The sequence below is a fragment of the Pseudomonas sp. E1MeOHC2 genome (assembly GCF_058745025.1).
The window spans coordinates 5,664,728-5,690,695 of sequence record NZ_CP196675.1 but is presented as its reverse complement, the minus strand read 5'-3'; the positions used below and the strand labels follow the sequence as shown (position 1 = coordinate 5,690,695).

The following is a 25,968-nucleotide window of genomic DNA, read 5'->3' as shown; positions in this document are numbered from 1 at the left end:
CCGCTTGCGGCCCTACTACCAAATGACGAGAGCTCCGCTGCCAACGATGCATTCGTCCGGCAGGCGGGGCTTTTTACCATGGGTTCATCGCCTGTCGTTGGACAGGCATCGACCAGCAGAGGCTCAGCATGATCTACGCACAACCCGGAACCCCAGGCGCCGTCGTGTCCTTCAAGCCACGCTACGGCAACTTTATCGGCGGCGAGTTCGTGCCGCCGTCCGGTGGCCAGTACTTCACCAACAGCTCGCCGGTCAATGGCCAGCCGATTGCCGAATTCCCGCGCTCCACCGCCCAGGACATCGACCTGGCCCTGGACGCTGCGCATGCCGCTGCCGAGGCCTGGGGCAAGACCTCGGTCCAGGACCGTGCCTTGGTACTGCTTAAGATCGCTGACCGCATCGAGCAGAACCTGGAGGTCCTCGCCGTCAGCGAAAGCTGGGACAACGGCAAGGCCGTGCGCGAAACCCTCAATGCCGACGTACCGCTGGCGGCGGATCACTTCCGCTACTTCGCTGGCTGCATCCGGGCCCAGGAAGGTGGCGCGGCAGAGATCAACGAACTGACCACGGCTTATCATTTCCACGAACCCCTGGGGGTGGTCGGGCAGATCATTCCGTGGAACTTCCCGCTGCTGATGGCCGCCTGGAAACTCGCCCCGGCCCTGGCCGCCGGCAACTGCGTGGTGCTCAAACCCGCTGAGCAGACGCCTTTGTCGATCACGATTTTCGCCGAGCTGATCGCCGACCTGCTGCCAGCGGGCGTGTTGAACATCGTCCAGGGCTTCGGCCGTGAAGCTGGCGAGGCCCTGGCCACCAGCAAGCGCATCGCCAAGATCGCCTTCACAGGCTCCACCCCGGTGGGCTCGCACATCATGAAGTGCGCGGCCGAGAACATCATCCCGTCCACCGTCGAGCTGGGCGGCAAGTCGCCGAACATCTTCTTCGAAGACATCATGCAGGCCGAGCCTGCGTTTATCGAAAAGGCTGCCGAAGGCCTGGTGCTGGCGTTTTTCAACCAGGGCGAGGTTTGCACCTGCCCCTCGCGAGCGTTGATCCAGGAATCAATCTACGAGCCGTTCATGGCCGAGGTGATGAAGAAGATCGCCAAGATCACCCGTGGTAACCCGCTGGACACCGAGACCATGGTGGGTGCCCAGGCCTCCGAGCAGCAATACGACAAGATCCTCTCCTACCTGGAGATTGCCAAGGAGGAGGGCGCGCAGTTGCTCACCGGCGGCGGCGCCGAACGGCTCGACGGTGACCTGGCGACCGGTTACTACATCCAGCCGACCCTGCTCAAGGGCCACAACAAGATGCGCGTGTTCCAGGAAGAAATCTTTGGCCCGGTGGTGGGCGTGACCACCTTCAAAGATGAAGCCGAAGCCCTGGCCATCGCCAACGACAGCGAGTTCGGCCTGGGCGCTGGCCTGTGGACCCGCGACATCAACCGTGCCTACCGCATGGGCCGGGCGATCAAGGCCGGGCGCGTGTGGACCAACTGCTACCACCTGTACCCGGCGCATGCGGCGTTTGGTGGTTACAAGAAATCCGGCGTGGGCCGCGAGACCCACAAGATGATGCTCGACCACTACCAGCAGACCAAGAACCTGCTGGTGAGCTATGACATCAATCCGCTGGGCTTCTTCTAAGGGCACACAGGCGCGGCGGTAGGGTGCCGCCGTGCCTGGATGCAACGACGCACGCGGGGAGGGCTCTGGGTGGGCGCCTCCCCGCGTGCGTGAAGGCCCGCGTTACCCCCTACCAACGCACCCCGCAAGCTCGTTCCAAAGTAGCATTCGGCCCCGCCGCCCCCCGTGCATTAATGCCTCTACCGGAATCGCCCGGCACAAGAAGAGGAATGCTCCATGTGGACTAAACCCGCCTTTACCGACCTACGCATTGGCTTCGAAGTGACGATGTACTTCGCCAATCGTTAATGGCTTTGCGGCCATCGCTGCGATGGCCGTTCCTTCTCTGGGGATAGTTGCCCATGCACATTCGTGTTCTCGGCTCCGCCGCTGGCGGTGGTTTTCCGCAGTGGAACTGCAACTGTCGTCAATGCACCGGTGTGCGCAACGGTAGCCTGAGGGCGCAGCGGCGCACGCAGTCTTCGATCGCGGTGAGCGACGACGGCGAGCAGTGGATCCTGTGCAACGCCTCGCCCGACATCCGCGTCCAGCTCGAAAACTTCCCCGCCTTGCAACCGGCGCGCCGCCTGCGCGACACGGCGATTGGCGCGGTGGTGCTGCTGGACAGCCAGATCGACCATTGCACGGGCCTGCTCAGCCTGCGCGAAGGTTGCCCGCATACGGTGTGGTGCACCGAGCGGGTTCATCAAGACCTGAGCAGCGGTTTCCCGCTGTTCACCATGCTCAAGCACTGGAACGGTGGCTTGCAGTGGCAATGCATCGGCCTGGACCGCGAACCATTTCGCATCGCCGCCTGCCCCAACCTGCAATTTCGCGCGATCCCGTTGGTGAGCAACGCACCGCCATACTCGCCCAATCGCGGTAATCCGCAGCCGGGCGACACCATCGGCCTGCTCATCGAGGACCGGCGCAGCGGTGCCTCGGTGTTCTATGCGCCGGGCCTGGGGCAGGTCGATGCCGAGGTGTCGAGCTGGATGCGCCATGCCGACTGCCTGCTGCTGGACGGCACGCTGTGGCGCGACGATGAGATGCGTGTGTGCGAAGTCGGCCAGAGCCTGGGCAGTGAGATGGGCCACCTGGCGCAGAGCGGCCCCGGTGGCATGCTCGACGTGCTGGAGGGCTTCAGCCGTCAGCGCAAGATCCTCATCCATATCAACAACACCAACCCGATCCTCGACGAAGACTCGGCCGAGCGGGCCTTGCTGGATCGGCGGGGGATTGAAGTGGCGTATGACGGCTTGTCTATCGCGCTGTAGTGGCTGGCACCGCGCAACCTGGAGAACCGCAATGACCGACACCCCCATGACACCCGGCGAATTCGAAGCGGCCCTGCGGGCGAAGGGCGCTTACTACCATATTCATCATCCCTTCCATCAGGCGATGTACGCCGGGCGTGCGACCCGGGCGCAGATTCAGGGCTGGGTTGCCAACCGCTTCTATTACCAGGTCAACATCCCGCTCAAGGATGCCGCGATACTTGCCAACTGCCCGGACCGTGAGGTACGCCGGCAATGGCTGCAACGGGTGCTCGACCACGATGGCGCGCCGGGCAGCGAAGGCGGCATCGAGGCCTGGTTGCGCCTTGGCGAAGCGGTCGGGCTGGACCGTGAACGCATCCTGTCCCAGGAGATGGTCCTGCCGGGGGTGCGGTTTGCCGTGGACGCCTACGTCAATTTCGCCCGCCGCGCAGGCTGGCAGGAGGCTGCCAGCAGTTCGCTGACCGAACTGTTCGCGCCACAGATCCATCAGTCGCGCCTGGACAGCTGGCCCCAGCACTACCCGTGGATCGATGCCGCCGGCTATGACTATTTCCGCACACGCCTGGGCCAGGCACGACGCGACGTCGAACATGGCCTGCGCATCACCTTGGCGCACTACGTCACGCGTGCGGGCCAGCAACGGATGCTGGAAATTCTGCAGTTCAAGCTGGACGTGCTGTGGAGCATGCTCGATGCCATGAGCATGGCGTATGAGCTGGAGCGGCCGCCGTACCACAGCGTGACGCAGGAAAGCGTCTGGCATCGGGGGATCGCCCTGTGAAACTGATCGATGGCGAACAGGTGCTGGGTTTGCGCCGCGGGTTCCGCCTGCAATGGGAACCGCGTCAGGACTGCCATGTGCTGCTGTACCCCGAGGGCATGATCAAGCTCAATCCCAGTGCCGGCTGGGTACTTGAATTACTGGACGGCCAGCGTTGCGTGGCGGCGATTATCGACGGCCTGGCGCAACGGTTCCCCGATGTTCAGGGGCTAGACGAGGATGTGCTGGCGTTTCTGGAGGTGGCCCGTGCCAAGCACTGGATTGAATGACCCGCGCCCTGGGCCGCCGCTGTGGCTGCTGGCGGAGCTGACCTACCGCTGCCCGCTGCAATGCCCGTATTGTTCCAACCCGTTGGACTTTGCCCAGCATGGCCAGGAGCTGACCACTGAGGAGTGGATCCGGGTATTCCGCGAGGCACGGGCGATGGGCGCCGCGCAACTGGGTTTTTCCGGCGGCGAACCGCTGGTGCGCCAGGACCTGGCGCAGCTGATCAAGGCTGCGCGGGACATGGGGTACTACACCAACCTGATCACCTCTGGCATCGGCCTGACCGAACAGAAAGTCCGCGACTTCAAGCTCGCCGGGCTCGACCATATCCAGATCAGCTTCCAGGCAGCAGATGAGGCGGTCAACAACATGCTGGCCGGCTCGCGCAAGGCGTTCGCCCAGAAGCTGGCGATGGCCAAGGCGGTCAAGGCCCAGGGGTATCCGATGGTGCTGAACTTCGTGACCCATCGGCACAACATCGACCAGATTGCCGACATTATCGAGCTGTGCCTGGCGTTGCAGGCGGACTTCGTGGAGCTGGCGACCTGCCAGTTCTACGGTTGGGCTGAGCTCAACCGTGTCGGCCTGTTGCCGACACGCGAACAATTGCAGCGTGCGGAGCGCATTACCCAGGGCTATCGACAACGGCTGGAGGCCGAAGGGCATCCGTGCAAGCTGATTTTCGTCACGCCGGATTACTACGAAGAACGCCCAAAGGCCTGCATGAACGGCTGGGCCAACCTGTTCCTCGATATCACCCCAGACGGCACTGCGTTGCCGTGCCACAGCGCCCGCCAGTTGCCGGTGGCCTTCCCCAACGTGCGCGAGCACAGCATCGAGCACATCTGGAACGATTCATTCGGCTTCAACCGCTTCCGTGGCAATGACTGGATGAAGGAGCCCTGTCGCTCGTGCGATGAAAAGCACCAGGATTTCGGTGGCTGCCGCTGCCAGGCATACATGCTCACCGGCGATGCGGCCAATGCAGACCCGGTGTGCAGCAAGTCGCCGCACCACGGCGTGATTCTCAAGGCCCGGCAGGAAGCAGAGACGGCGGGGCAGGGGCTGGCGCAACTGACCTTGCGCAACGAGCAGGCGTCGCGCCTGATTTATCGTGGCTGAGCCGTGGCAACGCTTTGGTCTGATTACTTTCTCGGCGGGATGCATTACGCTGGCGGTCACCTTCCAGAACAATAAGAACAGGCTTTCCAATGAGCCAGAGTTTCAGCCCGCTGCGTAAGTTTGTTTCGCCTGAAATCATCTTCGGTGCCGGCTGCCGGCATAACGTCGCCAATTACGCCAAGACCTTCGGCGCCCGCAAGGTACTGGTGGTCAGCGACCCCGGTGTGATTGCCGCCGGTTGGGTGGCGGATGTCGAGGCCAGCCTGCAGGCGCAGGGCATCGATTACTGCCTGTACACGGCCGTGTCGCCCAACCCTCGGGTCGAAGAGGTCATGCTGGGCGCCGAGATCTACCGGGAGAACCACTGTGACGTGATTGTCGCCGTGGGCGGCGGCAGCCCGATGGATTGTGGCAAGGCGATCGGCATCGTGGTCGCCCACGGGCGCAGCATCCTTGAGTTCGAAGGCGTGGACATGATCCGCGTGCCCAGCCCGCCGCTGATCCTGATCCCCACCACGGCCGGCACCTCGGCGGACGTGTCGCAGTTCGTGATCATTTCCAACCAGCAGGAGCGCATGAAGTTTTCCATCGTCAGCAAGGCCGTGGTGCCCGACGTCTCGCTGATCGACCCGCAAACCACCCTGAGCATGGACCCGTTCCTGTCAGCGTGCACCGGCATCGATGCGCTGGTGCATGCCATCGAAGCGTTCGTCTCCACCGGCCACGGGCCGTTGACCGACCCCCATGCGCTGGAAGCCATGCGCTTGATCAATGGCAACCTGGTGCAGATGATCGCCAACCCGACCGACATCGCCCTGCGCGAGAAGATCATGCTGGGCAGCATGCAGGCCGGGCTGGCGTTCTCTAATGCGATTCTGGGCGCGGTGCACGCCATGTCCCACAGCCTGGGCGGTTTTCTCGACTTGCCCCACGGCCTGTGCAACGCCGTGCTGGTGGAACACGTGGTGGCGTTCAACTACAGCTCGGCGCCGGAGCGTTTCAAGGTGATTGCCGAGGTATTTGGCATTGATTGTCGCGGCCTCAATCACCGGCAGATCTGCGGGCGCCTGGTGGACCACCTGATCGCCCTGAAGCACGCGATCGGCTTCCACGAAACCTTGGGCTTGCACGGGGTGCGTACGTCCGACATCCCGTTTTTGTCGCAGCATGCGATGGATGACCCGTGCATCCTCACCAACCCCCGCGAGTCGAGCCAGCGTGATGTCGAGGTCGTCTATGGCGAGGCCCTCTGACGAGCAGCAGCGGGCGCTGGCCGGGCTGTTGGGGCTGGGTGACCACTCGGCCCGCAAAAGCCATTACCCGGAGCTTGCGGCCCGCCTGGACGAGCTGGAGGCCGAACGCAACCGCTACAAATGGCTGTTCGAAAACGCCGTCCACGGGATTTTCCAGGCCAGCCTGCAAGAGGGCATGCGTGCCGCCAACCCGGCGTTGGCGCGCATGCTGGGCTACGAGAGCCCCCAAGCGGTGCTGTTTTCCCTGACTGACCTGGCCACCAACCTGTTTGTCGGCGGTGCCGAAGAGCTGCACACCATCACCAGGGCCCTCACGCGTGAACACAGCCTGCACGGCTACGAAACCCGCTTGCGGCGCAAGGACGGCAGCCACCTCGATGTGCTGATGAACTTGCTGCTCAAGCCCGGCCAGGAAGGCTTGGTCGAAGGCTTCGTCGCCGACATCACCGAGCGCAAACAGGCCCAGCAGCACCTGCAACAACTCAATGACGAGCTCGAACAACGGGTTGCTGCCCGTACCGATGAACTGCTGGAGGCCAACCGCAACCTGCAACAGCAGATCACCGAGCGTAAAGCGATTGCCCGGGCCCTGCGCGTTGCCCGCGACGCCGCTGAAACTGCTAACCGCAGCAAGGACAAATACCTCGCTGCCGCCAGCCATGACCTGCTGCAACCGCTCAATGCCGCCCGCCTGCTGATTTCGACCCTGCGCGAACGGCAGTTGCCGGAGGCAGAACAGCTGCTGGTGGAGCGTACCCACCAGGCACTGGAGGGCGCCGAAGACCTGCTGACCGACCTGTTGGACATCTCCCGGCTCGATCAGGCGGCGGTCAAGCCTGATGTCGCGTTGTACCGCCTCGACGAACTGTTCGGCCCACTGGTTTCGGAGTTCCGCTCGGTGGCGGATGCCGAAGGCCTGAAACTGCGGGCGCGCGTCGGCGACTATGCCATCAGCACCGACCTGCGGCTGCTGACACGGATTTTGCGCAACTTTCTCAGCAACGCATGCCGTTACACCGATGAGGGCAAGATCTTGCTGGGGGCCAGGCGTTGCGGCGGTTGCTTGCGTCTGGAGGTGTGGGATACCGGGCGGGGCATCGCCGAGGATCGGCTGGAGGCCATTTTCCTTGAGTTCAATCAGCTGGACGTCGGCCGCGCTGCCGATCGCAAAGGCGTAGGCCTGGGCTTGGCCATCGTCGAGCGGATCGCCAAGATTCTTGGTTACCGGGTCCAGGTGCGGTCATGGCCGGGCCGTGGCTCGATGTTCAGCATCGAGGTGCCGATCGGCGAAAAAATCCCCCTGCCTATCCACCCAGCCGCGCCGCAGCCCAGTGCCGGTAACCCGTTGCCGGGCCGGCGGCTGCTGGTGGTCGACAACGAAGTGAGCATCCTCCAGAGCATGGGGGCGCTGCTTGGGCAGTGGGGCTGCGAGGTGGTGACCGCCACCGACGAGGCGGGTGCCTTGGTGGCCTTGCAGGGGCACGCGCCGGAACTGATCCTGGCGGATTTTCACCTGGATCACGGCGTTGTGGGGTGCGAGGTGGTCAGGCACTTGCGCGAACATTTTGCCACCGCCATTCCTGCGGTGATCATCACCGCAGACCGCAGCGATCAGTGCCGACGCGCGTTGCACAAGCTCGGCGCGCCGCTGCTGAACAAGCCGGTCAAACCGGGGAAGTTGCGGGCCGTGTTGAGCCAGTTGCTTGGATAGGCCCGTGACAGGCTTGTGAACGGCATCGGGCAGCCGCCGTTGCCGCCACTGACGCCCGAGGCCTGAGCCCATGGGCCATGCTCAGAAGGTGTAGTCCAGCATGCCTACGACTGCGCTTTGCAGGCGCCGCTCGACAATCGGGCTGTCTGCTGCCTCCTTGGACAAATACTGTACGTCCAGCAGGGTTGTGAATGTGGTGTGTTCGCCCAATGGCACGGCCCACGTCAGATTCATGCCCGTACTGACCAACCCCCCTTTGGCGTCATAGGCCTGGAAGCGGCTTCTTGATGCTTGGCCCGTGGTGACGCCATACCAGGTCTGCATATAGTGCTTGTCGCCAAACAAACTACTGAAGCCGAGGTCGAACGATCCATACTGGCCTACATACAAATTGGTACCCAGCGACAGTTCAAGGGAGGTGTACGCCTTGCCAGCGTCGTCGTCGTCATCTTCTTCCAACGCGTGTTCCAGCGTGGCGCCGAGGATAACTGGGCCAAGGTCATAGTTGCCGCTGATTCCGAACTGAGCGCGGGACTTTATCTCACCCATGCCTTTAAGCCTGCTCGAGCCCGCATGAGTGCTGCTCCGCTTGTCTTTGCGTTTGTCACTGGGGCCGACATAGGCGCTGATGCTGGCCTTGTCCCAATCATGGCGCCAACCCAGACCTTGCTCGGTATTGAGGAACACGCCCCACGGGCTGATGACTTCGCCGGCCAGCACCGGGGTAGTAAACCGCTCATCGCTGCCGCTGTACCGTGGCATGTTCGCCACACCGGCACTCAGGCTGTATTCCCATTCTTCTGCCAATACACTACTGGTGCTACCGAACGCGCACAGGGTAACGAGAGAGATACAAAGTTTTGTTGAACGCATGATAGGGGTCCGTGGGGTTGATCGTACTACCGTGGCGTCAGTGCGCGCGCTGAAGTCAGTGGCCCGAGTTGCTCGGGTGGTATCAACGGTTCGCCGACCGATAGGGGTGTTTTTTCGTAGCGGTTGTAGCGGCCGGAGTGTAAGTCTGCTGGCGTCGGCCCGGCGTCTCGGCTTTACGCTTGTTCACAAACGCTCACAATGATTAGCGCGCTCTTAAACTTCGTTACGCTTTGCATTTCAGGCGTCAATCTGGCGTTTAACCTGCTGGTTAGTGCTCGAAAACGAACGGTTGCAATGCCTCACTGAGCATCCCTTTGCAATTTATTACATTTCAGCTGGCCACCCTTTCGCCTCCGTGCTGTAAAATTGGCGGTCGCGCGTGGATTTCATGCAAATTGTCGATTTGTTGACGCACATCAAAGAGCCTCAGTACCACCTGTGCGATATTCCCGCTTTATCCCGATCATTTTTTGACGTAGAGCCAGTGTTTTGACTAATGGAATGCCGTTGTTGGCGATTTCCGGCTTAGGCGCCGAAGGCAGCCAGCTTCATGCACACGGACTGTATTGGTTGGCCTGTGACACCGCAGAAGACGCCACCGTGCTCTGCCGCCAGGTGCTGGAGGGTTTGTCCGACCGAGCGCGGGCAGCGCTGATCGCCGAGGCACAAGCCATGGCTGATGTGCTGGCTGCACTCGATGCGGCGCATGGCCCGGACGAGCTGGCGTTGTATGAAGCCACCCCACAAGCCACGCTGCGCTTGGTCGATGACCTGCCCCGTATCGATGTGCCCGGGCGTGTGCTCGTTGTGCTGGCGCCTGCCGATGTCTGGGCGGGCGACACGGTCGAGCGCTGGTGCAATGCCCTGCGCCCGGTGTTGTTGGCCGAGGCTGCGTTGCTGCTGGTCATCAGCAGTGGGCCGTGCGCTGGCCTGGTGGCGCGCCTGCGCGCGTTCAACCAGGGCCTCGACGGGCTGGCCCAGGTGTATCGCGGCAAAGGCGGGGTACGTTACCTGCAGCATTTCTGGAGCAACCCGCTTGGTAAAGCGGGCACCCGGGACCTGGAGCTGGTGCGCCTTGACGCAGGTTTTGCCGTTGCCGAGACGCCGCAGGCACCAACCGACACCGGTGGCGATGAGCTGTTGTGCCTGGCCCAGCGCCCGGTACTGGAAGGGGCGCCAGCCTTCTCCGAGCACTGGCAGGTCTGCGAAAGCCTCGACGAACTGGGTGACAAGGCCAGCCGGGCGGTGTCCGCCACGGTCATTTTTGCTATGGACGGCGGGCAGCGCCTGGACAGTCTGGCGCGCCAGCTGCACCGCTTGCGCCAGTTGCGTGGCAATGCCTTGAAGCTGGTAGTGCGCGAGATGGCGCCCACCTTACGCTACCAGGATGAACAACTGTTGCTGGCCTGCGGCGCTACCCAGATCGTGCCTTTCGGCGCCAGCCTGTCGCGCTTTCTGACCATGGTGGAAAGCATCCAGGGTTACGTCTGGCGCCGGCACCTGCCAACCGACTTCGATGCCTTGCTCGCGCGCCTGCGGCCGCTGGCGATCTGCGGGCTGGTGGCGCCTGGTGCGTTCGCCGAGGCGGTGCAGCAAATGTGGCACGGTGTGCGTAACGGCGAAATCGTCCACCAGTTGCTGGTGCTGCGCCCGGCCCCTGGCCTGACCCCGCTGCAGGCATGCTCGCGCACGGTGTTCCGCCGCGACGGCGACATCGCGTGTGTCGTCGGTGATGTGCTGTTCCTGTTCCTCTTCGCCTGCCGTTCCGAAGGTGTCGAGCAGGCGCTTGATCACATCTTCCAGTTGTCGTGGAAGGAGCTGTTCATCAGCCAGGAGGTGCTTGCCGGCGTCGACAGCCTGGCCGCCCCGGCCTTCCTCGATGACAGCCTGCCACGCCCGCCACGGGCCGACGCGGCGGCGCAACTGCCCACGCACAGGCAGGCGGCTCTGGCGCCGCGCCGGGTCGCTTTGGGCAAGCGGGGTACAGCATGAACTTTGTGCAACTGCTGCAAGTGATCGCCCTCACTGCGCTGGTCACGTTGGGCCTGACCCTGTTGGTGGTGCGCTTGCGCGCGGCGCTGCGCGGCTGGCTGCGCCGCCGCCTCTCACCCCGTTACCTGAAACCGATGGGCGTACGCCACCGCGCTGCACGCCAGGAACCCCGTAATGACTAATGCAAGCACCACCCTCCCGGTACCGGCCCGATGGCCTGGACTGGGAGGGTGGAACCTCTATTTTTTGGCCAAGTTCCTACTGGTCGCCCTGGGTATGCTCGACTTCCAGGCGTTGCCGAACCTGTTGTTCGCCGCGTTTTTGCTGATCCCGTTGCCGGGCAAGTGGCTACGCATTGCGCGCCAGGTGGTGGCGTTGCCGATTGGCATCGCGTTGTTCTATCAGGACACCTGGTTGCCACCGTTCAGTCGCTTGCTGGCGCAGCCGGGGGTGCTGGATTTTTCGTGGGACTACCTGCTCGAACTGCTGGGCCGCTTTATCAACTGGAACCTGCTGGGCGCACTGGCGCTGTTGCTGGTGGGGTATCTGTACCTGCGCCATTGGCTGCGCCTGAGTACCCTGAGCCTGTTGGGGCTGGCGTGGCTGGCCGTCGGCGGCCTGCCGTCGCTGGGGCTCAGCGCGGGCCAGGCGCCCAGCAACGCGGCGACCAGCGCCAGCGAGCCGGTGCAGGCCACCGCGATTGCCGACAATGCCACGCTCGACAGCTGGCTTGAGCGGTTCTTCGCCAGTGAGCGTGAACGGGTGACGGCGTTCCCGGCCATGAAAGCCGATGAGCAGCCGTTCGACCTGCTGGTGATCAACATCTGCTCGCTGGCCTGGGATGACCTGTCGGCCGTGGGGCTGCGTGACAACCCGTTGCTCTCGCGCCTGGACGTGGTCTTCGATCAGTTCAACTCAGCCACTTCCTACAGCGGGCCTGCGGCCATCCGTATACTGCGCGCCAGCTGTGGGCAGTCGTCCCACGCGGGCCTGTACCAGGCAGCCCCCGAGCAGTGCCTGCTGTTCCAGAACCTGGCCAGGCTCGGCTTCCAGAGCAATACCTTGCTCAATCACAGCGGGCGGTTCGACAACTTCATCGGCGACATCACCCAGCAGAACATGCCGCAACCCGGCTTGCGCAACACAGATTTCCCACGGGCATTGGTTGGCTTCGACGGCTCCCCGATTGCCAGCGATCTGGAGGTGTTGCGGCGCTGGTGGGCCCAGCGCAAAGGCACGGCGGATGAGCATGTGTCGTTGTTCTACAACAGCATCAGCCTGCATGACGGCAACCGCATCGTCACCGCCGATGGTGGCACCCGCGTAGCCGATTACGCTACCCGCGCCAACCGCCTGTTCGGCGAGCTGGGCACCTTTCTCGATGAACTGGAGCGCAGTGGCCGCCGCGTGGTCGTGGCCATCGTTCCAGAACATGGCGCCGCACTGCATGGCGACCGCATGCAACTGTCGGGCATGCGCGAAATCCCCACGCCGTCGATTACCCATGTGCCGGTTGGCCTGAAGTTCATCGGCATGGGGCAGCCAGCCCGCAACGAACCGCTGCGGGTCTCGGCCCCCACCAGTTACCTGGCGTTGTCCGAGCTGATTTCGCGTGTGTACGCAGGCCTGGGCGAGCAGCAGGTACTGGATGTGCCCAGCCTGCTTTCCGACCTGCCGACCACCGAGCAGGTTGCGGAAACCTCCGGTGCGCAGGTGTTGAACTACCAGGGGCGCGCCTACATGCGCCTGCAAGGCCAGCCTGACTGGCAGCCCATCCCCAAGGAGAGCCCATGAAGCTTGGCAACGCCGACCCGGCCGACCGTAGCGACGACATTGCCCAACTGCGCCAGCACCTGGACATGCCGGGCTTGAACTATCAGGACATCTCCCTGCTGGTAGGGGTGCAGCAGGCGTTGCAGCGCTGGCCGTTGCTGGGTGAAAGCTGCCGGTCCAGCGCCCAGGGCGAGTTGGCCCTGCCTGCACGGCGGCGTGAGGTGGTGTCGCCATGACCAGCCTGGCGTTGCATGGGGTGCGCGGTGGCCTTGGGCGCAGTGCCTTGCTGGCCGCGCTGGGCTATGCGCTGCAGGGGGTGGGTGAGCGGGTGCTGCTGATCGACCTGTGCCCGGACAACCTGCTGGGGCTGCATTTCAACCTGCCCCTGGACACGCGCGAAGGGTGGGCGCTTGCCGAGCGGGAAGGGCGGCCGTACACCGATGCCGTGTACGAGGTGCTGGATGGGCTGTGCCTGATGCCGTTCGGCACTGGACCGGCCGATGCGCTGTACTCGGCGTTCGACGCCGCGGCGTGGGACGCTCGCCAGGTTGAGCTGGCCGAGCACTTTGACTGGTTGCTGTTCGACGTGCCGCAGTTGCCGGCCAATGCCGCTGGCAAGTGCGTCGAGACCGATGTGCGGGTACTGGTGGCCGAAGCCGAAATGGCCAGTCATTTGCTGCTCGGGCGGCGGCAGGTCGAGCACTACGATTTGCTGCTGGTCAATCGTTATGACCCGGCAAGCCGCTTGCAAAGCGACCTGTTGATGGTATGGCGCGATCTGTTCCGTGACCACTTGCCCATCCAGGTGGTGCACCGCGACGAGGCCTTCCTCGAAGCCTTGGCGTGCAAGGCCCCGCTTGGCCATTACGCACCGCAAAGCCTGGCCTGCCGAGATGTGCAGAGCCTGGCGGTGCGTTGCTTGACGAGGCGCCAGTCGTGACCTTGAACCCTTTGTCTGCCTACGCTTGGTTCACCGCCCGTGGTGCGCAGCGGCCGGTCGCCTGGTTGTTTACCTTGGGTGTGTGGCTGGCTTTTCTGTTCTTGCGCCTGGAGGCCCCCGCCTGGCAGGCCCTGTTGGCCGAGCGTCAGCGCTTGTACCCGCAACTCGCGGGTAAGCGCCCGAGCCTTGGCGACCCCCTGCGCGTGTTGATCCAGAGCCTGTGGCTGTTGCTGCGGCGCCCGCCCGTGCCACGCGAGCCTGGGTTCGCCCGCGTCGCCTGGCGTGCCGTGCGGGCGCAGTTGCGCGGCGCGCATCAGGTGGTGCGCCATTGCCGTGGCCTGCTGATCGACAGGCTACAACAACTGCCCGCACGCTATCGGGCCAGTGCCTTCAAAGCGCAGGCCTCGGCGCGCCTGCGCGGCTTGAGCGGGTTCGCCCAACGGGCGTTCTACAGCGTGCTGGCGCTGTGCGCCATCAGCCTGGCTGTGCTGTGCGTGACCGAGCCGTTCGGCTACCTGGCTCAGTTGATGTTCATCTGCCTGCTGTTGGGGATTGCCATGCTGGTGCGGCACATGCCCGGCCGCTTCCCGACACTGATGCTGATTGTGCTGTCGACCATCATCTCTTGTCGCTACCTGTGGTGGCGCTATACCTCGACCCTGAACTGGAACGACACCACCGACCTGGTGTGTGGGGTGATCTTGCTGGCTGCCGAGACCTACTCGTGGTTCGTGCTGATTCTGGGCTACATCCAGACCAGCTGGCCGTTGCAGCGCAAGCCGGCGAACCTACCGGGAAACCCTGCGCACTGGCCGACGGTCGACCTGTTGATCCCCACCTACAACGAAGACTTGTCGGTGGTCCGCACGACGGTGCTGGCGGCCCTGGGCCTGGACTGGCCCCGCGAGCGCCTGCGCATCTACATCCTCGACGATGGCCGGCGCGAAGCGTTCCGCGCGTTCGCCGACGAGGTCGGGGTGGGCTACATCGTGCGTCCGGACAACAAGCACGCCAAGGCCGGTAACCTCAACCATGCGCTGGGCGTGACCGACAGCGAGCTGATCGCCATTTTCGACTGCGATCACGTGCCGGTGCGCTCGTTCCTGCAAGTGACGGTAGGCTGGTTCCTCAAGGACCCGAAGCTTGCGCTGGTGCAGACGCCGCACCATTTCTTCTCGCCAGACCCGTTCGAGCGCAACCTGGGTTCGTTCCGTCGTCGCCCCAATGAAGGGGAGCTGTTCTATGGCTTGATCCAGGACGGTAACGACATGTGGAACGCGGCGTTCTTCTGCGGCTCGTGTGCCGTGCTGCGGCGTACGGCGCTGGAAAGCATCGGCGGCTTTGCCGTAGAAACCGTGACCGAAGATGCCCATACCGCCTTGCGCATGCACCGCCAGGGCTGGTCTTCGGCTTACTTGAGCATCCCGCAGGCGGCGGGCCTTGCCACCGAGAGCTTGTCGGCACACATTGGCCAGCGCATTCGCTGGGCCCGTGGCATGGTGCAGATCTTCCGCACCGACAACCCCCTGTTCGGCCGCGGGCTGAGCCTGTTCCAGCGGGTGTGTTATGCCAACGCCATGCTGCACTTTTTGGCCGGCCTGCCGCGTCTGGTGTTCCTGACCGCGCCGCTGGCGTTCCTGTTGCTGCATGCCTACATCATCTATGCACCCGCCTTGATGATCCTGCTGTACGTGCTGCCGCACATGATCCACGCCAGCCTGACCAACTCGCGCATGCAGGGCAAGTACCGGCAAACGTTCTGGGGCGAGGTCTACGAGACCGTGCTGGCCTGGTACATCGCCCGCCCCACCACGGTCGCGCTGTTCGCGCCGAAGAAGGGCACGTTCAACGTCACCGCCAAGGGCGGCCTGATGGAGCAGGAACAGTTCGACTGGCGTATCGCCCAGCCTTACCTATGGCTCGCGGCCTTCAACGTGGCCGGCCTGGGCTTTGCCGTGTGGCGCCTGTTCACGGGCCCCACGGCGGAAATCGGCACGGTGATCGTCAGCTCGCTGTGGGTTGTCTACAACCTGCTGATTATCGGCGCCGCCGTTGCCGTGGCCGCCGAGGTGCGCCAGGTGCGCCGCGCCCACCGGGTGCAGATGCGCTTGCCGGCGGGGCTGGTGCTGGCCAGCGGTCATGCCTACCCCTGCACCCAGGTGGATTATTCCGATGGCGGTGTTGGCTTGCAGTTGCACCAGGGCCTTGAGCTGAAGCCGGGGGAGCGAGTGCGCCTGCTGCTCAACCGTGGCCAGCGCGAGTTTGCCTTCCAGGCCTGCGTCACCCGTACCGTCGGGCAACACGTGGGGCTGGTGTTCCACGACCTGGACCCGCAACAGCGCATTGACCTGGTTCACTGCACCTTTGCCCGTGCCGATGCCTGGCTTGGCTGGAACGAACAGCATGAAGTCGATCGCCCGCTGCGCAGCCTGGTCGATGTGCTGAAGCTGGGCGGTGTCGGCTACCTGCGACTGGTCGAGCACATGCCGCCGTGGCTGCGGGTGTGGTTACGCCCGCTGCGCGCACTGCTGCACTGGCTGGCCAGCTACAGGCCCCGCACACCGCAGCCTCTCCCTTCCCTGAACATTGTTGATCGAGACGCATGATGACTGGTTATCCCGCGCGTACCTGGGGTCTGACGATGGCGCTGTTTGCCGCCTTGTCGCAGAGCGCCATTGCCGCTTCTGTCGCCCCGCTTGCCGAGCCAGCCGTACCCACGGTGCCAAGCTGGCCGGTTACGAAAACCTTCGAGCAGCTTGGGCATGCGTCCGACAGCCTGCTGCTGGGGGTACGCAACAGCGAACACATCGAGTTCGGCCTGCGTCGCGACCGCCTTGCCACCGACGCCACCTTGCAACTGGACTACACGCCTTCGCCTGCGCTGTTGCCGAACCTGTCGCACTTGCGCGTGTACCTCAATGACGAGCTGATGGGCGTAGTGCCGGTAGAGCAGCAGCAACTTGGCCAGCGCGTGCGCCGTCAACTGCCACTGGACCCCAAGCTGCTCAGCGACTTCAACCGGGTACGCCTGGAGTTCGTTGGGCATTACACCGACATCTGCGAAGACCCGGCGCACAGCGGCCTGTGGCTGAACCTGAACCGCAAGAGCCAGGTGCAGTTGCACGAGCAGGCACTGGCGCTGGACAACGACCTGGCGTATTTCCCGCTGCCGTTCTTTGACGCGCGCGACACCGGTAAGGTCGAGCTGCCGGTGGTGTTCAGCGGCGCGCCGAGCCTGGGTGAGCAGCGTGCGGCGGCTATCCTGGCGTCTTACTTCGGCAGCCAGGCCGGCTGGCGCAAGGCAATCTTCCCGGTGCGGTACGACAGCCTGCCTGCCACGGCCGAGAAACCCACGCCCAGTATCGTGTTTGCCAGCAATGAGCGTCGGCCGGCCTTCCTCAGTGACCTGCAGAAGTTTCCCTTGGTCGACGGCCCGGTGTTGCAGATGATCGACCACCCGGACGACCGCTGGAGCAAAGTGCTGCTGGTACTGGGGCGCAACGACGACGACCTGGTCACGGCGGCCTCGGCGCTGGCGGTGGGCAACAACCTGTTCCGTGGGGCAAGGGTCAAGGTCGAGCAGATGACCGCATTGCAGCCGCGCAAGCCCTATGATGCGCCCAATTGGACGCGCACCGATCGGCCGGTGCGCTTTGCCGAGCTGCTCGATTACCCCGAGCAGTTGCAAGTCAGTGGCCTGCAACCACGGCCGGTGACGCTGGAGCTGAACCTGCCGCCAGACCTGTTTGTCTGGCGTAACCAAGGCATTCCGCTGCGCACGCTGTACCGCTACACGGCACCGGCAGTCACCGACGAGTCGCGCCTGAGCATCAGCGTCAATGATCAGTACATCACCAGCATGCCGCTGGTGGGCAATGACCGGCGTGCCGGCACGCTTGAGCAGGTGCGCCTGGCGGTGTTGTCGGGTGACAGCACTGCATTGACCGAGAAATCGCTGGTACCGGCATTGAAGATCGGCGACCGCAACCGCCTGCGCTTCGATTTCAGCTTTGCCAGCACCCTGGGCAGCGCCCAGCGCGACCGCTGCCAGACGTCGCTGCCGGTGGACGTACGTGCGGCGATCGACGACAACTCGACCATCGACTTGTCCGGCTACCACCATTACATCGCCATGCCCGACCTGCGCGCATTCGCCCGCAGCGGTTTCCCGTTCAGCCGCATGGCAGACCTTTCCGAGACCTTGGTCATCATGCCGGCAAAGCCCACGGCGATGCAGGTTGGTACTTTGCTCGATGCGGTCGGTGGCCTGGCGGGGCAAATCGGTTACCCAGCGCTGGGGCTGAAGCTGGTCGATGACTGGAAGCAGGCCGCTGCGGCAGATGCCGACCTGCTGCTGATCGGCAGCCTGCCTGAGGCATTGAGCGATGCGCCCAACCTGGGCCTGCTGCTCAGTGCCCAACGTGACTGGCTGTTGCAAGGCCGTAGCACAGGGTTGCCAGGCAGCCAGCGGTTCGATACCACGTCGGTGGCAGCGAGCAGCCGCGTGGCAGTCAGCGCGCAGGCGCCGATCGCGGCCATCACCGGGCTGAAGTCGCCGTTCCATGAGCAGCGCAGCGTCGTCGCTCTGCTGGCCAACAGCAACAGCGATTACGCGTTGTTGCGCGAGGTACTGGGTGATGTGGGCAAGCTCGATGCCGTGGCGGGTTCGGTGACCTTGGTGCGCAGCAGCGGCGTTAGCAGCCAGTTCGTCGGCGAGCACTATTTTGTCGGTGCGCTGCCTTGGTGGATGCTGCTGTGGTTCCACTTGTCCGAGCACCCGGTGCTGCTGGCAATGGCCGCAGCCGTTTGCGTGGTGCTGTTCGCCTTCCTGCTGTGGCGCGCATTGCGTTGGGCAGGCCGGCGCCGTCTGGGTGAGGCGGGGTGATGCTGCGTCAGTCTCTGCTAGGGTTGGCCGCCTTGGGCCTGCCCGCTTTCGTCAGTGCCGCACCGGCCTGCCCGTGGCCCGCCTGGGACCGCTTCAAGGCCGAGCTGGTGAGCGTGGATGGCCGGGTCATCGACCCGAGCGATGAACGCCTGATCACCACCTCGGAAGGGCAGAGCTATGCGCTGTTCTTTGCCCTGGTGGGTAATGACCGGGAAGCTTTCGCACAGGTGCTGGGCTGGACCCGCAACAACCTGGCCGAGGGCGACCTGGCCCGGCACCTGCCAGCCTGGCTGTGGGGCCGTAACGGCCAGAACCAGTGGCAGGTGCTGGACGCCAACAACGCCAGCGACGCCGACCTGTGGATCGCCTACAGCCTGCTGGAGGCCGGGCGGCTGTGGGACGAGCCTGGGTATACGCAATTGGGCCAGCGTGTGTTGTGGCGCATCGCCGCCCAGACCGTGCGCAAGCTGCCGGGCCTGGGCGTGATGTTGCTGCCAGGTGACTACGGTTTTGAAGATGCCCACGGCACCCGCTTGAACCCGAGCTACCTGCCGTTGCAATTGTTCGACCGCTTCAGCCTGGTGGACCCGCTGTGGGGCGAGCTGGCAGCCAACACGCGGCGTTTGTGGCTGGCGTCGTCGCCAAAGGGGTTTGCCCCGGACTGGCTGCTGTGGACGCCGGCCGGTGAGCTGGCTGCGGACCCGCAACATGGCAACGCCGGTGACTACGACGCTATCCGGGTGTACCTGTGGGTCGGCATGCTGGCCAAGGACGCGCCGCAGCGTAACGAACTGGTTGCCCACTATGCCCCGATGGCGGTAATGACCGTGCGTCAGGGGCTGCCGCCAGAGCGCGTGGATGCACACAGCGGCAACGCCAGTGGCCATGGCCCGGCGGGTTTCTCCGCAGCGTTGCTGCCCTTGCTGGCAGCGTCGCCCGAACACGTTGCTGGCCTGGCCGCCCAGCGTCAGCGTCTGCACGAACAGCCGGTCGAGGCCAAGGCCTATTACAGCCAGGTCCTGGCGCTGTTCGGCCAGGGCTGGGATGAAGCCCGTTACCGTTTTGACCCACACGGCCGCCTGTTGCCAGCCTGGAGCGCGCCATGCAACGAATGATTGGTGTGCTGATGCTGGCAACGGTGGCATGCCAGGCCGCAGCGCAACCCAAGGATGCCAACGAACAGCGCCAATGGCTGCTGGACCAGGTGCGCCGGGGCGAGGCGTTGCACCGTGACGACTTGGTGCGCGATGCGCTGGGCCGGCTGCAATTGCTGGAGCCGCGTAACCCGGATGTGCTGCTGGCCGCCTTGAACCTGGCGTTGCGCGACAAGAACACCACCGAGGCCCAGCAGTTGCAGGTCCGGATCAGTGCTCTGGCGCCTGGCAGCCTTCAAGCACGCCAGGCCATGCGCTTGCTCGAACTGCAACAGCCAGAGGCCGTGCGGCGCTTGCAACAGGCGCGCTTGCTGGCCGTTACCGGGCGCAATGAAGACGCACTGGCGGCGTATGAGCAATTGTTTGCAGGTGAGCCTCCCAGCCTTGAGCTGGCGTTGGACTACTGGCGCGTGCGCGGCAACTTGCCAGGGCAACGCCCTGAAGCGATCCGCCAGTTGCAACAGCTGGACCGGCAGTACCCTGGCAGCGCCGGGCTGCGCCAGACCCTGGCCGGCTGGCTGTTCGCTGAAAACCGCGACCGCGAAGCGCTGGCGCTGCTCGATCAGCTGTCGCGCGACCCTGGCGCACGCGATGCTGCCGCCCAGCGCGAGTTCGACTACTTGGCCGGGCAGGCGGTGAGCGCCGCCAGTGCGGCTTCCTGGCAAGCCTTCCTGCAGCGCTACCCGGCCTCGCCGTTGCTGGCGCAGGCCAACGAGAACCTGCAACAGCAGCGCAAACTGTTTGCCGACCCGTCCTGGCAGGCGGGCCAACGTGGCAAGGCGTTGCTCGACAAGGGCCGTAACGCTGAAGCCGAAGCACAGCTGCGTCGGGCACTGCGCCAGTACCCGGAGGATGCCCGCCTGCACGGTGCCCTGGGCTATGCGCTGATGCGCCAGAGCCGCTATGCAGACGCCAATGCGGCGTTCCGGGCAGCGAGTGCCAAGGAACAGGACACCTACTGGATCAGCCAATGGAAAGACCTGGAGTCGTCCAGCCAGTATTGGGCGCTGCTCAATAAAGGTGAGCGGGCGTTGCAGGCGAACGATCTACGAGGGGCACGCACGCTGTACCTGCAGGCACGCCAGCAGCGTCCCCAGGAAGAATACGCCTTGCTGGGCCTGGCGGATGTTTCGCTGGCTGAAGGCGATTCCGCTGCGGCCGAGCGGCAGTTCCTGCAAGTACGGCGTATGGCACCGGATAACGAAAGTGCCGTGCGTGGCCTGATGCGTGTGTACCAGGCGCAATCGCCCGACAAGGCGCAAGCGTACCTGGACCGCCTGCCACCCCGGCAGCAAGTGCAGTTCGCCAGCCTGCGCCGTAGCCTGCAGCTGGCGCGTCTGCGCCAACAGGGTGATGAAGCGCTGCAGCGCGAAGACTGGTCGACGGCCAGCCAGGCGCTGGGCCAGGCCTATGCCTTGGCCCCGGATGAGCCCTGGCTGGTCTATCAATTGGCCAACAGCCTGCGCCACTTGGGGCGCACCGGTGAGGCCGACGCGGCATTCGCCAAGCTGGTGCAGCGCCAGCCCGGTGACCCGGCGACCCGCTATGCCCACGGCCTGTTCCTGGAGTCCAGCGACCGAGATGCCTTGGCCCTGGACAGCCTGGGTGCGGTGCCGCAGGGGGCCTGGAACGCTGAAATGCACGGGCTGCAACAGCGTATTCGGCGCCGCATGACCCTGGCCTCGGCGCAGCAGTTGCAGGCGCAAGGCCACAGCGCGCAAGCGTCGGCACTGCTTGAGGCGAGCCTCGCGCGTGGCGAAGGTGGCCCGGACGACCTGCTGCTATTAGCCGACTGGGCAGCGGCACGCGGTGAGCCTGGCAAGGCGCGCGGCTATTACCAGCGCGTGCTGACCGTACAGCCTCAGCAGCCCGAAGCGCGCCTTGGCGTGGTCGAAAGCTGGGTCGCCGAAGGTGACCTGGCCCACGCCAGGCAATTGCTGGCCGCACAGCCGCCACAATTGGCCGCCGATGACAGTAGCGCCCAGCGGCGCATGGCGGCGGTATGGGTCGCCTTGGGCGAGCACGACCAGGCGGCCCGTTTGCTTGAGCGGATCGCTGCACAGCAGCCGCAGCCCGATCCGTTATTGCGTCGCGACGCCGCCCGCCTGGTGGCGCAGGCTGACCCGCAGCGGGCGCTGAGCCTGTACGCCGCCGCCATGGCCGATGCGCAGTTACTCGAGCGTGCCGCTGTGTCGCCACGGGACGACCGCGCGCTGACGCTGGCCAGCCGCGAGCAGGACGCCGATGACTGGCTGGCGCGCAGCTTGCGCAGCGATGTCGATGCCCTGTATCGACAGCGCAATACCCACGTGACCCTGATGCATGACTACGGCTGGCGCGAGGACGACGGTACGCCGGGCACATCCGAACTGAGCACCCAGTCGACCTTGTTGCATGTCGATACCCCGTGGCAAGACGGCACCGCCTTTGCGCGCGTGGAGCGCATCGGCATGGATGCGGGGTCGTTCGAACTGAATCAGGGCCGCAATACCACGGATTTCGGCACCTGCCAGTTTGTTGGCCGCAACGCCGACGGGGCGTCGTTCCCGGCGTGCGGGGGTGGCTCGCAAAGCGCTGACGGCAGTGTGCTGGCGCTGGGTTGGCAAGGCAGCCGCTGGGCCTTCGACCTGGGTACCACCCAGGGCTATGAGGTCAACAACTGGCTGGGTGGCGCCACGCTCAACGGCGACCTGGGCCAGGTCGGCTGGTCGCTGACCGCTTCGCGGCGGCCGATGAGCAACTCGCTGCTGTCGTTTGCGGGGGCGCGTGACCCGGCGACGGGCGTGCGCTGGGGCGGGGTTACGGCCAACGGCGCCACACTTGGCCTGAGCTGGGACCAAGGGGGCGACAACGGGGTCTGGGCCAGCCTGGGGCACCACTGGCTGTATGGCGAGAACGTCGCCGACAACCAGCGCACCCGCGCCATGGCCGGCTACTACCACCGCCTGGTGGAAAAAGCCGACGAGCGCGTGCGCGTTGGCGTGACGCTGATGCACTGGCGCCACGACAAGGACCTGGGCGGCTACAGCCTGGGGCAGGGCGGCTATTACAGCCCGCAGCGCTACACCTCGGTCGGCGTGCCGGTCAGTTATGCGTGGCGCAACTACGATTGGTCGTTGCTGCTCGAAGGCTCCGTCGGTTGGTCCCAGGCCCACAGCGGCCGCAGCCGTCTGTACCCGGACGCGCACGTCAACCACAAGGTGCTGGCGCCGTATGGCGAGCGCTCCAACATCGACGCCATGAGCGACGCCAGCGACAGCAGCGGGCTGGGCTATCGCCTGCGCGGTCTGTTCGAACGCCGTCTGAGCGATCAGTGGGTGGTGGGGGGCGGGTTCGACTGGCAGCACAGCGATGACTACGCACCGAGCCATGGCATGCTCTACCTGCGCTACCTGTTCGAACCGTGGCGGGGCAACCTGGCGCTGCCGGTGACGCCGTTGGAGCCCTACAGCGAGTGGCGTTGAGGCGCGGTCAGCCGTGTAACGTCGACTACCGGCAGCCCACCGCGCCGCGCTGCCTCCAGGCCTTGCTCGCTGTCCTCGAACACCAGGCAGCGGGCAGGCGGCAGCCCCAGTTGCCTAGCGGCCTGTAAATGGATGGCAGGATCGGGCTTGGCCTTGCCGACATCGTCGAAGGTGACGATGGCGTCGAACAGTTTGGCCAAGCCCAGGGCGGCCAGTGAGTTCAGGACAATCTCGCGGGCGCCACTGGACGCCACCGCCATGGGCTTCACGCCGGCAAAGCGCCTGGCGATTGCAGCCACCTGGGTGATCTCGCGCACAGTCTGCGACAGGTTGGCCAGGTAGTGCTGACGCATCGTCGCCACCACCCTGGGGCGGTCCAGCATGACCTGATGGCACTGCTCGAAATGCGCCATCAGTTGCGTCTCGCACAGGCCGCAGCGGGCGGCGTGCCAAGCGCTGGCCATGGCTTTGCCTGACTCAGCGAAGCCTGCGCGCCAGGCACCGGCGTAGGCGGGCAGGCTGTCGATCAGGGTGCCATCGCAGTCGAAGATCAAGCCTTCGGCGGCCAGCAGCCGTGTTTCCAGCGGGGCATCGAGTGAGTGTTTCATGGCGCCTCGACCTGGCCTGGGTAGCGGGTTTGCAGCACCACGGCGAGGGCATCCGGGCGCCAGAATTCCTGGTCGAACTCTACCGGCTGGCCGCGTTCGCCGAAGCTCAGGCGCTCCAGGTAGAAACTGCTCGAACCGGAGGAAACTTGCAGCAGGTCGGCCTGAAAGTCATTCATCGTTTCAGGGTGCATGCAAAGCTCGCTGCGCGACTGCACGCGACCGAAGCGTTCGCGCAGCAGGGCGGTCAGCGAGGTGTTGAGGTCGGCGTCGAGCAAATTCGGGCACCAGTCGGCGACCAGCACATTGCACTCCAGCAGCACCGGGCGCTGGTCGACCCAACGCCGGCGCTGCAGGTAGAACACCTGCTCTTCGGGGTGTTCCAGGCCCATGCGTTTGGCCAGCCAGGCCCCGGCCGGGCGGCGCTCGGCGTGCAGGCATTCGGTGCGTGGCGTGCGGCCCTGGGCGGCGACGTACTCCATGAAGCCGATGATGCCGGTGGGGTCATAGCGGATGCGTGGGGGGCTGACGTACCAGCCGCGGCGGTCTTGGCGGTAGATGATGCCGTCGGTTTCCAGCAGCTGCAGGGCCTGGCGCAGGGTCACGCGGGTACAGCCGAAGCGCTCGGCCATGTCACGCTCTGCGGGCAGTTTGCTGTCGGCGGGCAGACAGCCCTTGGCCAGGTCGCTGGCCAACTGATCGCGGATACGCAAGTAATGCGGTTGGCTGGCACGCCAGGTGGCCTGGGGTTGCGATTCGCTGACGAACGAGGTGCGAAACGGGTTCATGACAACACCTCGGCGCCTGCGGGCACGGGCCGCTGCTGGGCCATCAGTTCATTGCGCCAAGCCAACAGGCCGTAGGCGGCCAGTACCACGAAACCGGCGTACAGCGCTGCGGTGAGGTGCAGGCCCTTGAACAGAAACAGCCCCACGTAGGCGCTGTCGAGCACGATCCACAGGCCCCAGCTGGCGACGTACTTGCGCGCTGCCCAGAAGCTGGCCACCAGGCTGAGGGCGCTCAACAGCGCGTCGATCCAGGGCGCCGAGGCATCGGTGTAGCGCTGCATGAGGGCGCCGAGCAGTACCGCGCCGGCCAGCCCTGCCGCGAGGCTGACGATGGCCTCGCGGCGCGGCAGACGCTGTACGCCGACCTTGCCGGCGACGCTGTAACCCTGGCTCCAACGCCACCAGCCATAACCCTGCAGCACGGCGAAGACCAGTTGCAGCAGCATGTCGCAATACAGCTTCACTTCGAAGAATATCCAGGCGTAGAGCAGCACGGCGACCACGCTCACCGGCCAGCACCAGCGAATACGTTGGGTGGTCAGCCACACGCCGAGGATGTTGAACAGCACGGCGGTGATTTCTAACGTTGACATGGGCGCCTCCTCGGCAGCGTCAGTACTGGGGCTTCAAGACCTGGTGCTTGAGGGCGCGCTTGTGTTGTTCCGACAGCCCTTCTCGCCCCTGGTACGGCGCGCTGTACCAACTGCCATAGGTGGGGTTGGGCAGCAGGAACCAGCGTTCACCCAGCCAGGCGAAGTAGGGGCGGGCTGCGTCGAGCTGCGCCTGCTGGCTGCCGGTGTTGGCCATGAAGTCGCCGAAGCTGTCACCCAGTTGCATCAGCACGCGGGCCTGGGTGCCTACCCAATGACGGCGGCAGGTCTTGTCCGAGCCGCTGGCCTGGCAACCGCCGATGGCAGTGCCGGCGGTGAGGATCTGGGCGCTGCTGTCGATGGGGAAGCCGGCGCGGCGCAGGTTTTCCAAGGTCGCTTGCTCTTGGCCAGGCTCACGGTTGGTCAGGTAGTACGGCGTGACTCCGCGCTGCGCTGCGGTCTGCAGAAAGTCCACGGCACCGGGTAGGGCGGGGGCCTTGGCGCGATCGACCCACTGGTACCAGGCCTCGTAGTCGTAGGGGCGGTCTTTGAGAATCGCGCGGGCGTTGAGCGGGACGTTGTCCAGCAGGGTTTCGTCGATGTCGATGATCAACGCTGGAGGCAAACCTTGTAGCGCTCGCGGTGCTTGCGCCAGCGCATCCCAGGTGGGGTCGGCCAAGGCCGGGGCCAATTGCCGGGTCGCATTGGCGTAGACCTGGCGGAACAGCAGGTCGTGTTCTACCGACGTCTGGGTCCAGAGCACCGCGTCGAGCTGGTCGTTGGCCGGTGGGTTGTGCTGGCAACCGCTGAGTAGCGCTGTCAGCAGGGTGGCAAGGAGCGGGACGGACCGAGTCATGGCGAT

At 64.8% G+C, this 25,968-nt stretch carries 22 protein-coding genes; 17 read left to right on the top strand and 5 right to left on the bottom strand.

Annotated features, from left to right (window positions below; translation table 11 throughout):
* The first annotated feature begins 128 nt into the window (after positions 1-128).
* From exaC to ACSSU5_RS25830, 8 genes are all read left to right on the top strand, one after another.
* The gene (gene exaC, locus ACSSU5_RS25865) at positions 129-1,649 is read left to right on the top strand and encodes an acetaldehyde dehydrogenase ExaC (protein ID WP_264312980.1); all 1,521 of its coding nucleotides are present in this window, start codon (positions 129-131) and stop codon (positions 1,647-1,649) included.
* A gap of 216 nt (positions 1,650-1,865) precedes the next feature.
* Entirely contained in the window at positions 1,866-1,937 is a 72-nt protein-coding gene (gene pqqA, locus ACSSU5_RS25860; protein ID WP_003253598.1) for a pyrroloquinoline quinone precursor peptide PqqA, read from the top strand.
* Positions 1,938-1,990: 53 nt separating this feature from the next.
* A complete protein-coding gene (pqqB, locus tag ACSSU5_RS25855) occupies positions 1,991-2,905 on the top strand; it encodes a pyrroloquinoline quinone biosynthesis protein PqqB (RefSeq protein WP_492560234.1) in 915 nt (304 codons plus the stop codon).
* Between the two features lie 31 nt (positions 2,906-2,936).
* Positions 2,937-3,689, top strand: a complete 753-nt coding sequence (gene pqqC, locus ACSSU5_RS25850; RefSeq protein ID WP_264312982.1) for a pyrroloquinoline-quinone synthase PqqC — start codon at positions 2,937-2,939, stop codon at positions 3,687-3,689.
* Positions 3,686-3,958 (top strand): pyrroloquinoline quinone biosynthesis peptide chaperone PqqD, encoded by a 273-nt coding sequence (gene pqqD, locus ACSSU5_RS25845; RefSeq protein WP_264312983.1) that lies wholly within the window; start codon positions 3,686-3,688, stop codon positions 3,956-3,958. The genes pqqC and pqqD overlap by 4 nt, the downstream gene beginning before the upstream one ends.
* Positions 3,936-5,078: a pyrroloquinoline quinone biosynthesis protein PqqE gene (gene pqqE / locus ACSSU5_RS25840; RefSeq protein ID WP_492560233.1), complete on the top strand. Its 1,143-nt coding sequence runs from the start codon at positions 3,936-3,938 to the stop codon at positions 5,076-5,078. Before pqqD ends, pqqE begins: the two co-directional genes overlap by 23 nt.
* A gap of 89 nt (positions 5,079-5,167) precedes the next feature.
* Positions 5,168-6,331 (top strand): alcohol dehydrogenase-like regulatory protein ErcA, encoded by a 1,164-nt coding sequence (gene ercA / locus ACSSU5_RS25835; protein ID WP_099429598.1) that lies wholly within the window; start codon positions 5,168-5,170, stop codon positions 6,329-6,331.
* Positions 6,315-8,042, top strand: coding sequence for a PAS domain-containing hybrid sensor histidine kinase/response regulator (locus tag ACSSU5_RS25830; RefSeq protein WP_264312985.1), 1,728 nt, complete (start codon positions 6,315-6,317; stop codon positions 8,040-8,042). Before ercA ends, ACSSU5_RS25830 begins: the two co-directional genes overlap by 17 nt.
* An 81-nt stretch (positions 8,043-8,123) precedes the next feature.
* Here ACSSU5_RS25830 and ACSSU5_RS25825 read toward each other — a convergent pair whose 3' ends face one another.
* Entirely contained in the window at positions 8,124-8,915 is a 792-nt protein-coding gene (locus tag ACSSU5_RS25825) for a MipA/OmpV family protein (protein ID WP_492560232.1), read from the bottom strand.
* Between the two features lie 501 nt (positions 8,916-9,416).
* On the opposite strand from ACSSU5_RS25825, the gene ACSSU5_RS25820 reads away from it, so the two are divergent.
* Genes ACSSU5_RS25820 through bcsC form a run of 9 tightly spaced genes read left to right on the top strand, consistent with a single transcriptional unit; the run spans position 9,417 to position 23,123 of the window.
* Positions 9,417-10,907, top strand: a complete 1,491-nt coding sequence (locus ACSSU5_RS25820; RefSeq protein ID WP_492561368.1) for a BcsE family c-di-GMP-binding protein — start codon at positions 9,417-9,419, stop codon at positions 10,905-10,907.
* A complete protein-coding gene (gene bcsF, locus ACSSU5_RS25815; RefSeq protein WP_492560231.1) occupies positions 10,904-11,089 on the top strand; it encodes a cellulose biosynthesis protein BcsF in 186 nt (61 codons plus the stop codon). Before ACSSU5_RS25820 ends, bcsF begins: the two co-directional genes overlap by 4 nt.
* Positions 11,082-12,701, top strand: coding sequence for a cellulose biosynthesis protein BcsG (bcsG, locus tag ACSSU5_RS25810; protein ID WP_492560230.1), 1,620 nt, complete (start codon positions 11,082-11,084; stop codon positions 12,699-12,701). The genes bcsF and bcsG overlap by 8 nt, the downstream gene beginning before the upstream one ends.
* Positions 12,698-12,916 (top strand): cellulose biosynthesis protein BcsR, encoded by a 219-nt coding sequence (bcsR, locus tag ACSSU5_RS25805; protein WP_492560229.1) that lies wholly within the window; start codon positions 12,698-12,700, stop codon positions 12,914-12,916. The genes bcsG and bcsR overlap by 4 nt, the downstream gene beginning before the upstream one ends.
* The gene (gene bcsQ / locus ACSSU5_RS25800; protein WP_492560228.1) at positions 12,913-13,620 is read left to right on the top strand and encodes a cellulose biosynthesis protein BcsQ; all 708 of its coding nucleotides are present in this window, start codon (positions 12,913-12,915) and stop codon (positions 13,618-13,620) included. Before bcsR ends, bcsQ begins: the two co-directional genes overlap by 4 nt.
* Positions 13,617-16,226: a UDP-forming cellulose synthase catalytic subunit gene (gene bcsA, locus ACSSU5_RS25795; RefSeq protein ID WP_492560227.1), complete on the top strand. Its 2,610-nt coding sequence runs from the start codon at positions 13,617-13,619 to the stop codon at positions 16,224-16,226. Before bcsQ ends, bcsA begins: the two co-directional genes overlap by 4 nt.
* On the top strand, positions 16,223-18,505 hold the full coding sequence (gene bcsB, locus ACSSU5_RS25790; protein ID WP_492560226.1) for a cellulose biosynthesis cyclic di-GMP-binding regulatory protein BcsB: 2,283 nt from the start codon (positions 16,223-16,225) through the stop codon (positions 18,503-18,505). Before bcsA ends, bcsB begins: the two co-directional genes overlap by 4 nt.
* A complete protein-coding gene (gene bcsZ, locus ACSSU5_RS25785) occupies positions 18,505-19,620 on the top strand; it encodes a cellulose synthase complex periplasmic endoglucanase BcsZ (RefSeq protein WP_492560225.1) in 1,116 nt (371 codons plus the stop codon). Before bcsB ends, bcsZ begins: the two co-directional genes overlap by 1 nt.
* The gene (gene bcsC, locus ACSSU5_RS25780) at positions 19,608-23,123 is read left to right on the top strand and encodes a cellulose synthase complex outer membrane protein BcsC (protein WP_492560224.1); all 3,516 of its coding nucleotides are present in this window, start codon (positions 19,608-19,610) and stop codon (positions 23,121-23,123) included. Before bcsZ ends, bcsC begins: the two co-directional genes overlap by 13 nt.
* On the opposite strand, the gene ACSSU5_RS25775 is transcribed toward bcsC, so the two are convergent.
* From ACSSU5_RS25775 to ACSSU5_RS25760, 4 genes are read right to left on the bottom strand one after another with little or no spacing between them, the layout of a single operon-like run.
* Complete coding sequence (locus ACSSU5_RS25775) at positions 23,105-23,731, bottom strand: HAD family hydrolase (RefSeq protein WP_492560223.1); 627 nt, start codon at positions 23,729-23,731, stop codon at positions 23,105-23,107. The two genes, bcsC and ACSSU5_RS25775, sit on opposite strands and share 19 nt — an antisense overlap.
* Complete coding sequence (locus tag ACSSU5_RS25770) at positions 23,728-24,516, bottom strand: UTRA domain-containing protein (RefSeq protein ID WP_492560222.1); 789 nt, start codon at positions 24,514-24,516, stop codon at positions 23,728-23,730. Before ACSSU5_RS25770 ends, ACSSU5_RS25775 begins: the two co-directional genes overlap by 4 nt.
* Positions 24,513-25,109 carry a nicotinamide riboside transporter PnuC gene (pnuC, locus tag ACSSU5_RS25765; protein WP_492560221.1) on the bottom strand — a complete coding sequence of 199 codons (597 nt, stop codon included), beginning with the start codon at positions 25,107-25,109 and terminating at the stop codon, positions 24,513-24,515. Before pnuC ends, ACSSU5_RS25770 begins: the two co-directional genes overlap by 4 nt.
* A 19-nt stretch (positions 25,110-25,128) precedes the next feature.
* Positions 25,129-25,962: a 5'-nucleotidase, lipoprotein e(P4) family gene (locus tag ACSSU5_RS25760; RefSeq protein WP_492560220.1), complete on the bottom strand. Its 834-nt coding sequence runs from the start codon at positions 25,960-25,962 to the stop codon at positions 25,129-25,131.
* Positions 25,963-25,968 lie beyond the last annotated feature (6 nt).

Excerpts from the sequence above, each read along its gene's own strand:
- exaC (WP_264312980.1), top strand. The coding sequence starts at position 129 with ATGATCTACGCACAACCCGGAACCCCAGGCGCCGTCGTGTCCTTCAAG.
- pqqB (WP_492560234.1), top strand. The coding sequence starts at position 1,991 with ATGCACATTCGTGTTCTCGGCTCCGCCGCTGGCGGTGGTTTTCCGCAG.
- pqqC (WP_264312982.1), top strand. The coding sequence starts at position 2,937 with ATGACCGACACCCCCATGACACCCGGCGAATTCGAAGCGGCCCTGCGG.
- ercA (WP_099429598.1), top strand. The coding sequence starts at position 5,168 with ATGAGCCAGAGTTTCAGCCCGCTGCGTAAGTTTGTTTCGCCTGAAATC.
- ACSSU5_RS25830 (WP_264312985.1), top strand. The coding sequence starts at position 6,315 with ATGGCGAGGCCCTCTGACGAGCAGCAGCGGGCGCTGGCCGGGCTGTTG.
- ACSSU5_RS25825 (WP_492560232.1), bottom strand. The coding sequence starts at position 8,915 with ATGCGTTCAACAAAACTTTGTATCTCTCTCGTTACCCTGTGCGCGTTC.
- ACSSU5_RS25820 (WP_492561368.1), top strand. The coding sequence starts at position 9,417 with ATGCCGTTGTTGGCGATTTCCGGCTTAGGCGCCGAAGGCAGCCAGCTT.
- bcsF (WP_492560231.1), top strand. The coding sequence starts at position 10,904 with ATGAACTTTGTGCAACTGCTGCAAGTGATCGCCCTCACTGCGCTGGTC.
- bcsG (WP_492560230.1), top strand. The coding sequence starts at position 11,082 with ATGACTAATGCAAGCACCACCCTCCCGGTACCGGCCCGATGGCCTGGA.
- bcsR (WP_492560229.1), top strand. The coding sequence starts at position 12,698 with ATGAAGCTTGGCAACGCCGACCCGGCCGACCGTAGCGACGACATTGCC.
- bcsQ (WP_492560228.1), top strand. The coding sequence starts at position 12,913 with ATGACCAGCCTGGCGTTGCATGGGGTGCGCGGTGGCCTTGGGCGCAGT.
- bcsB (WP_492560226.1), top strand. The coding sequence starts at position 16,223 with ATGATGACTGGTTATCCCGCGCGTACCTGGGGTCTGACGATGGCGCTG.
- bcsZ (WP_492560225.1), top strand. The coding sequence starts at position 18,505 with ATGCTGCGTCAGTCTCTGCTAGGGTTGGCCGCCTTGGGCCTGCCCGCT.
- bcsC (WP_492560224.1), top strand. The coding sequence starts at position 19,608 with ATGCAACGAATGATTGGTGTGCTGATGCTGGCAACGGTGGCATGCCAG.
- ACSSU5_RS25775 (WP_492560223.1), bottom strand. The coding sequence starts at position 23,731 with ATGAAACACTCACTCGATGCCCCGCTGGAAACACGGCTGCTGGCCGCC.
- ACSSU5_RS25770 (WP_492560222.1), bottom strand. The coding sequence starts at position 24,516 with ATGAACCCGTTTCGCACCTCGTTCGTCAGCGAATCGCAACCCCAGGCC.
- pnuC (WP_492560221.1), bottom strand. The coding sequence starts at position 25,109 with ATGTCAACGTTAGAAATCACCGCCGTGCTGTTCAACATCCTCGGCGTG.
- ACSSU5_RS25760 (WP_492560220.1), bottom strand. The coding sequence starts at position 25,962 with ATGACTCGGTCCGTCCCGCTCCTTGCCACCCTGCTGACAGCGCTACTC.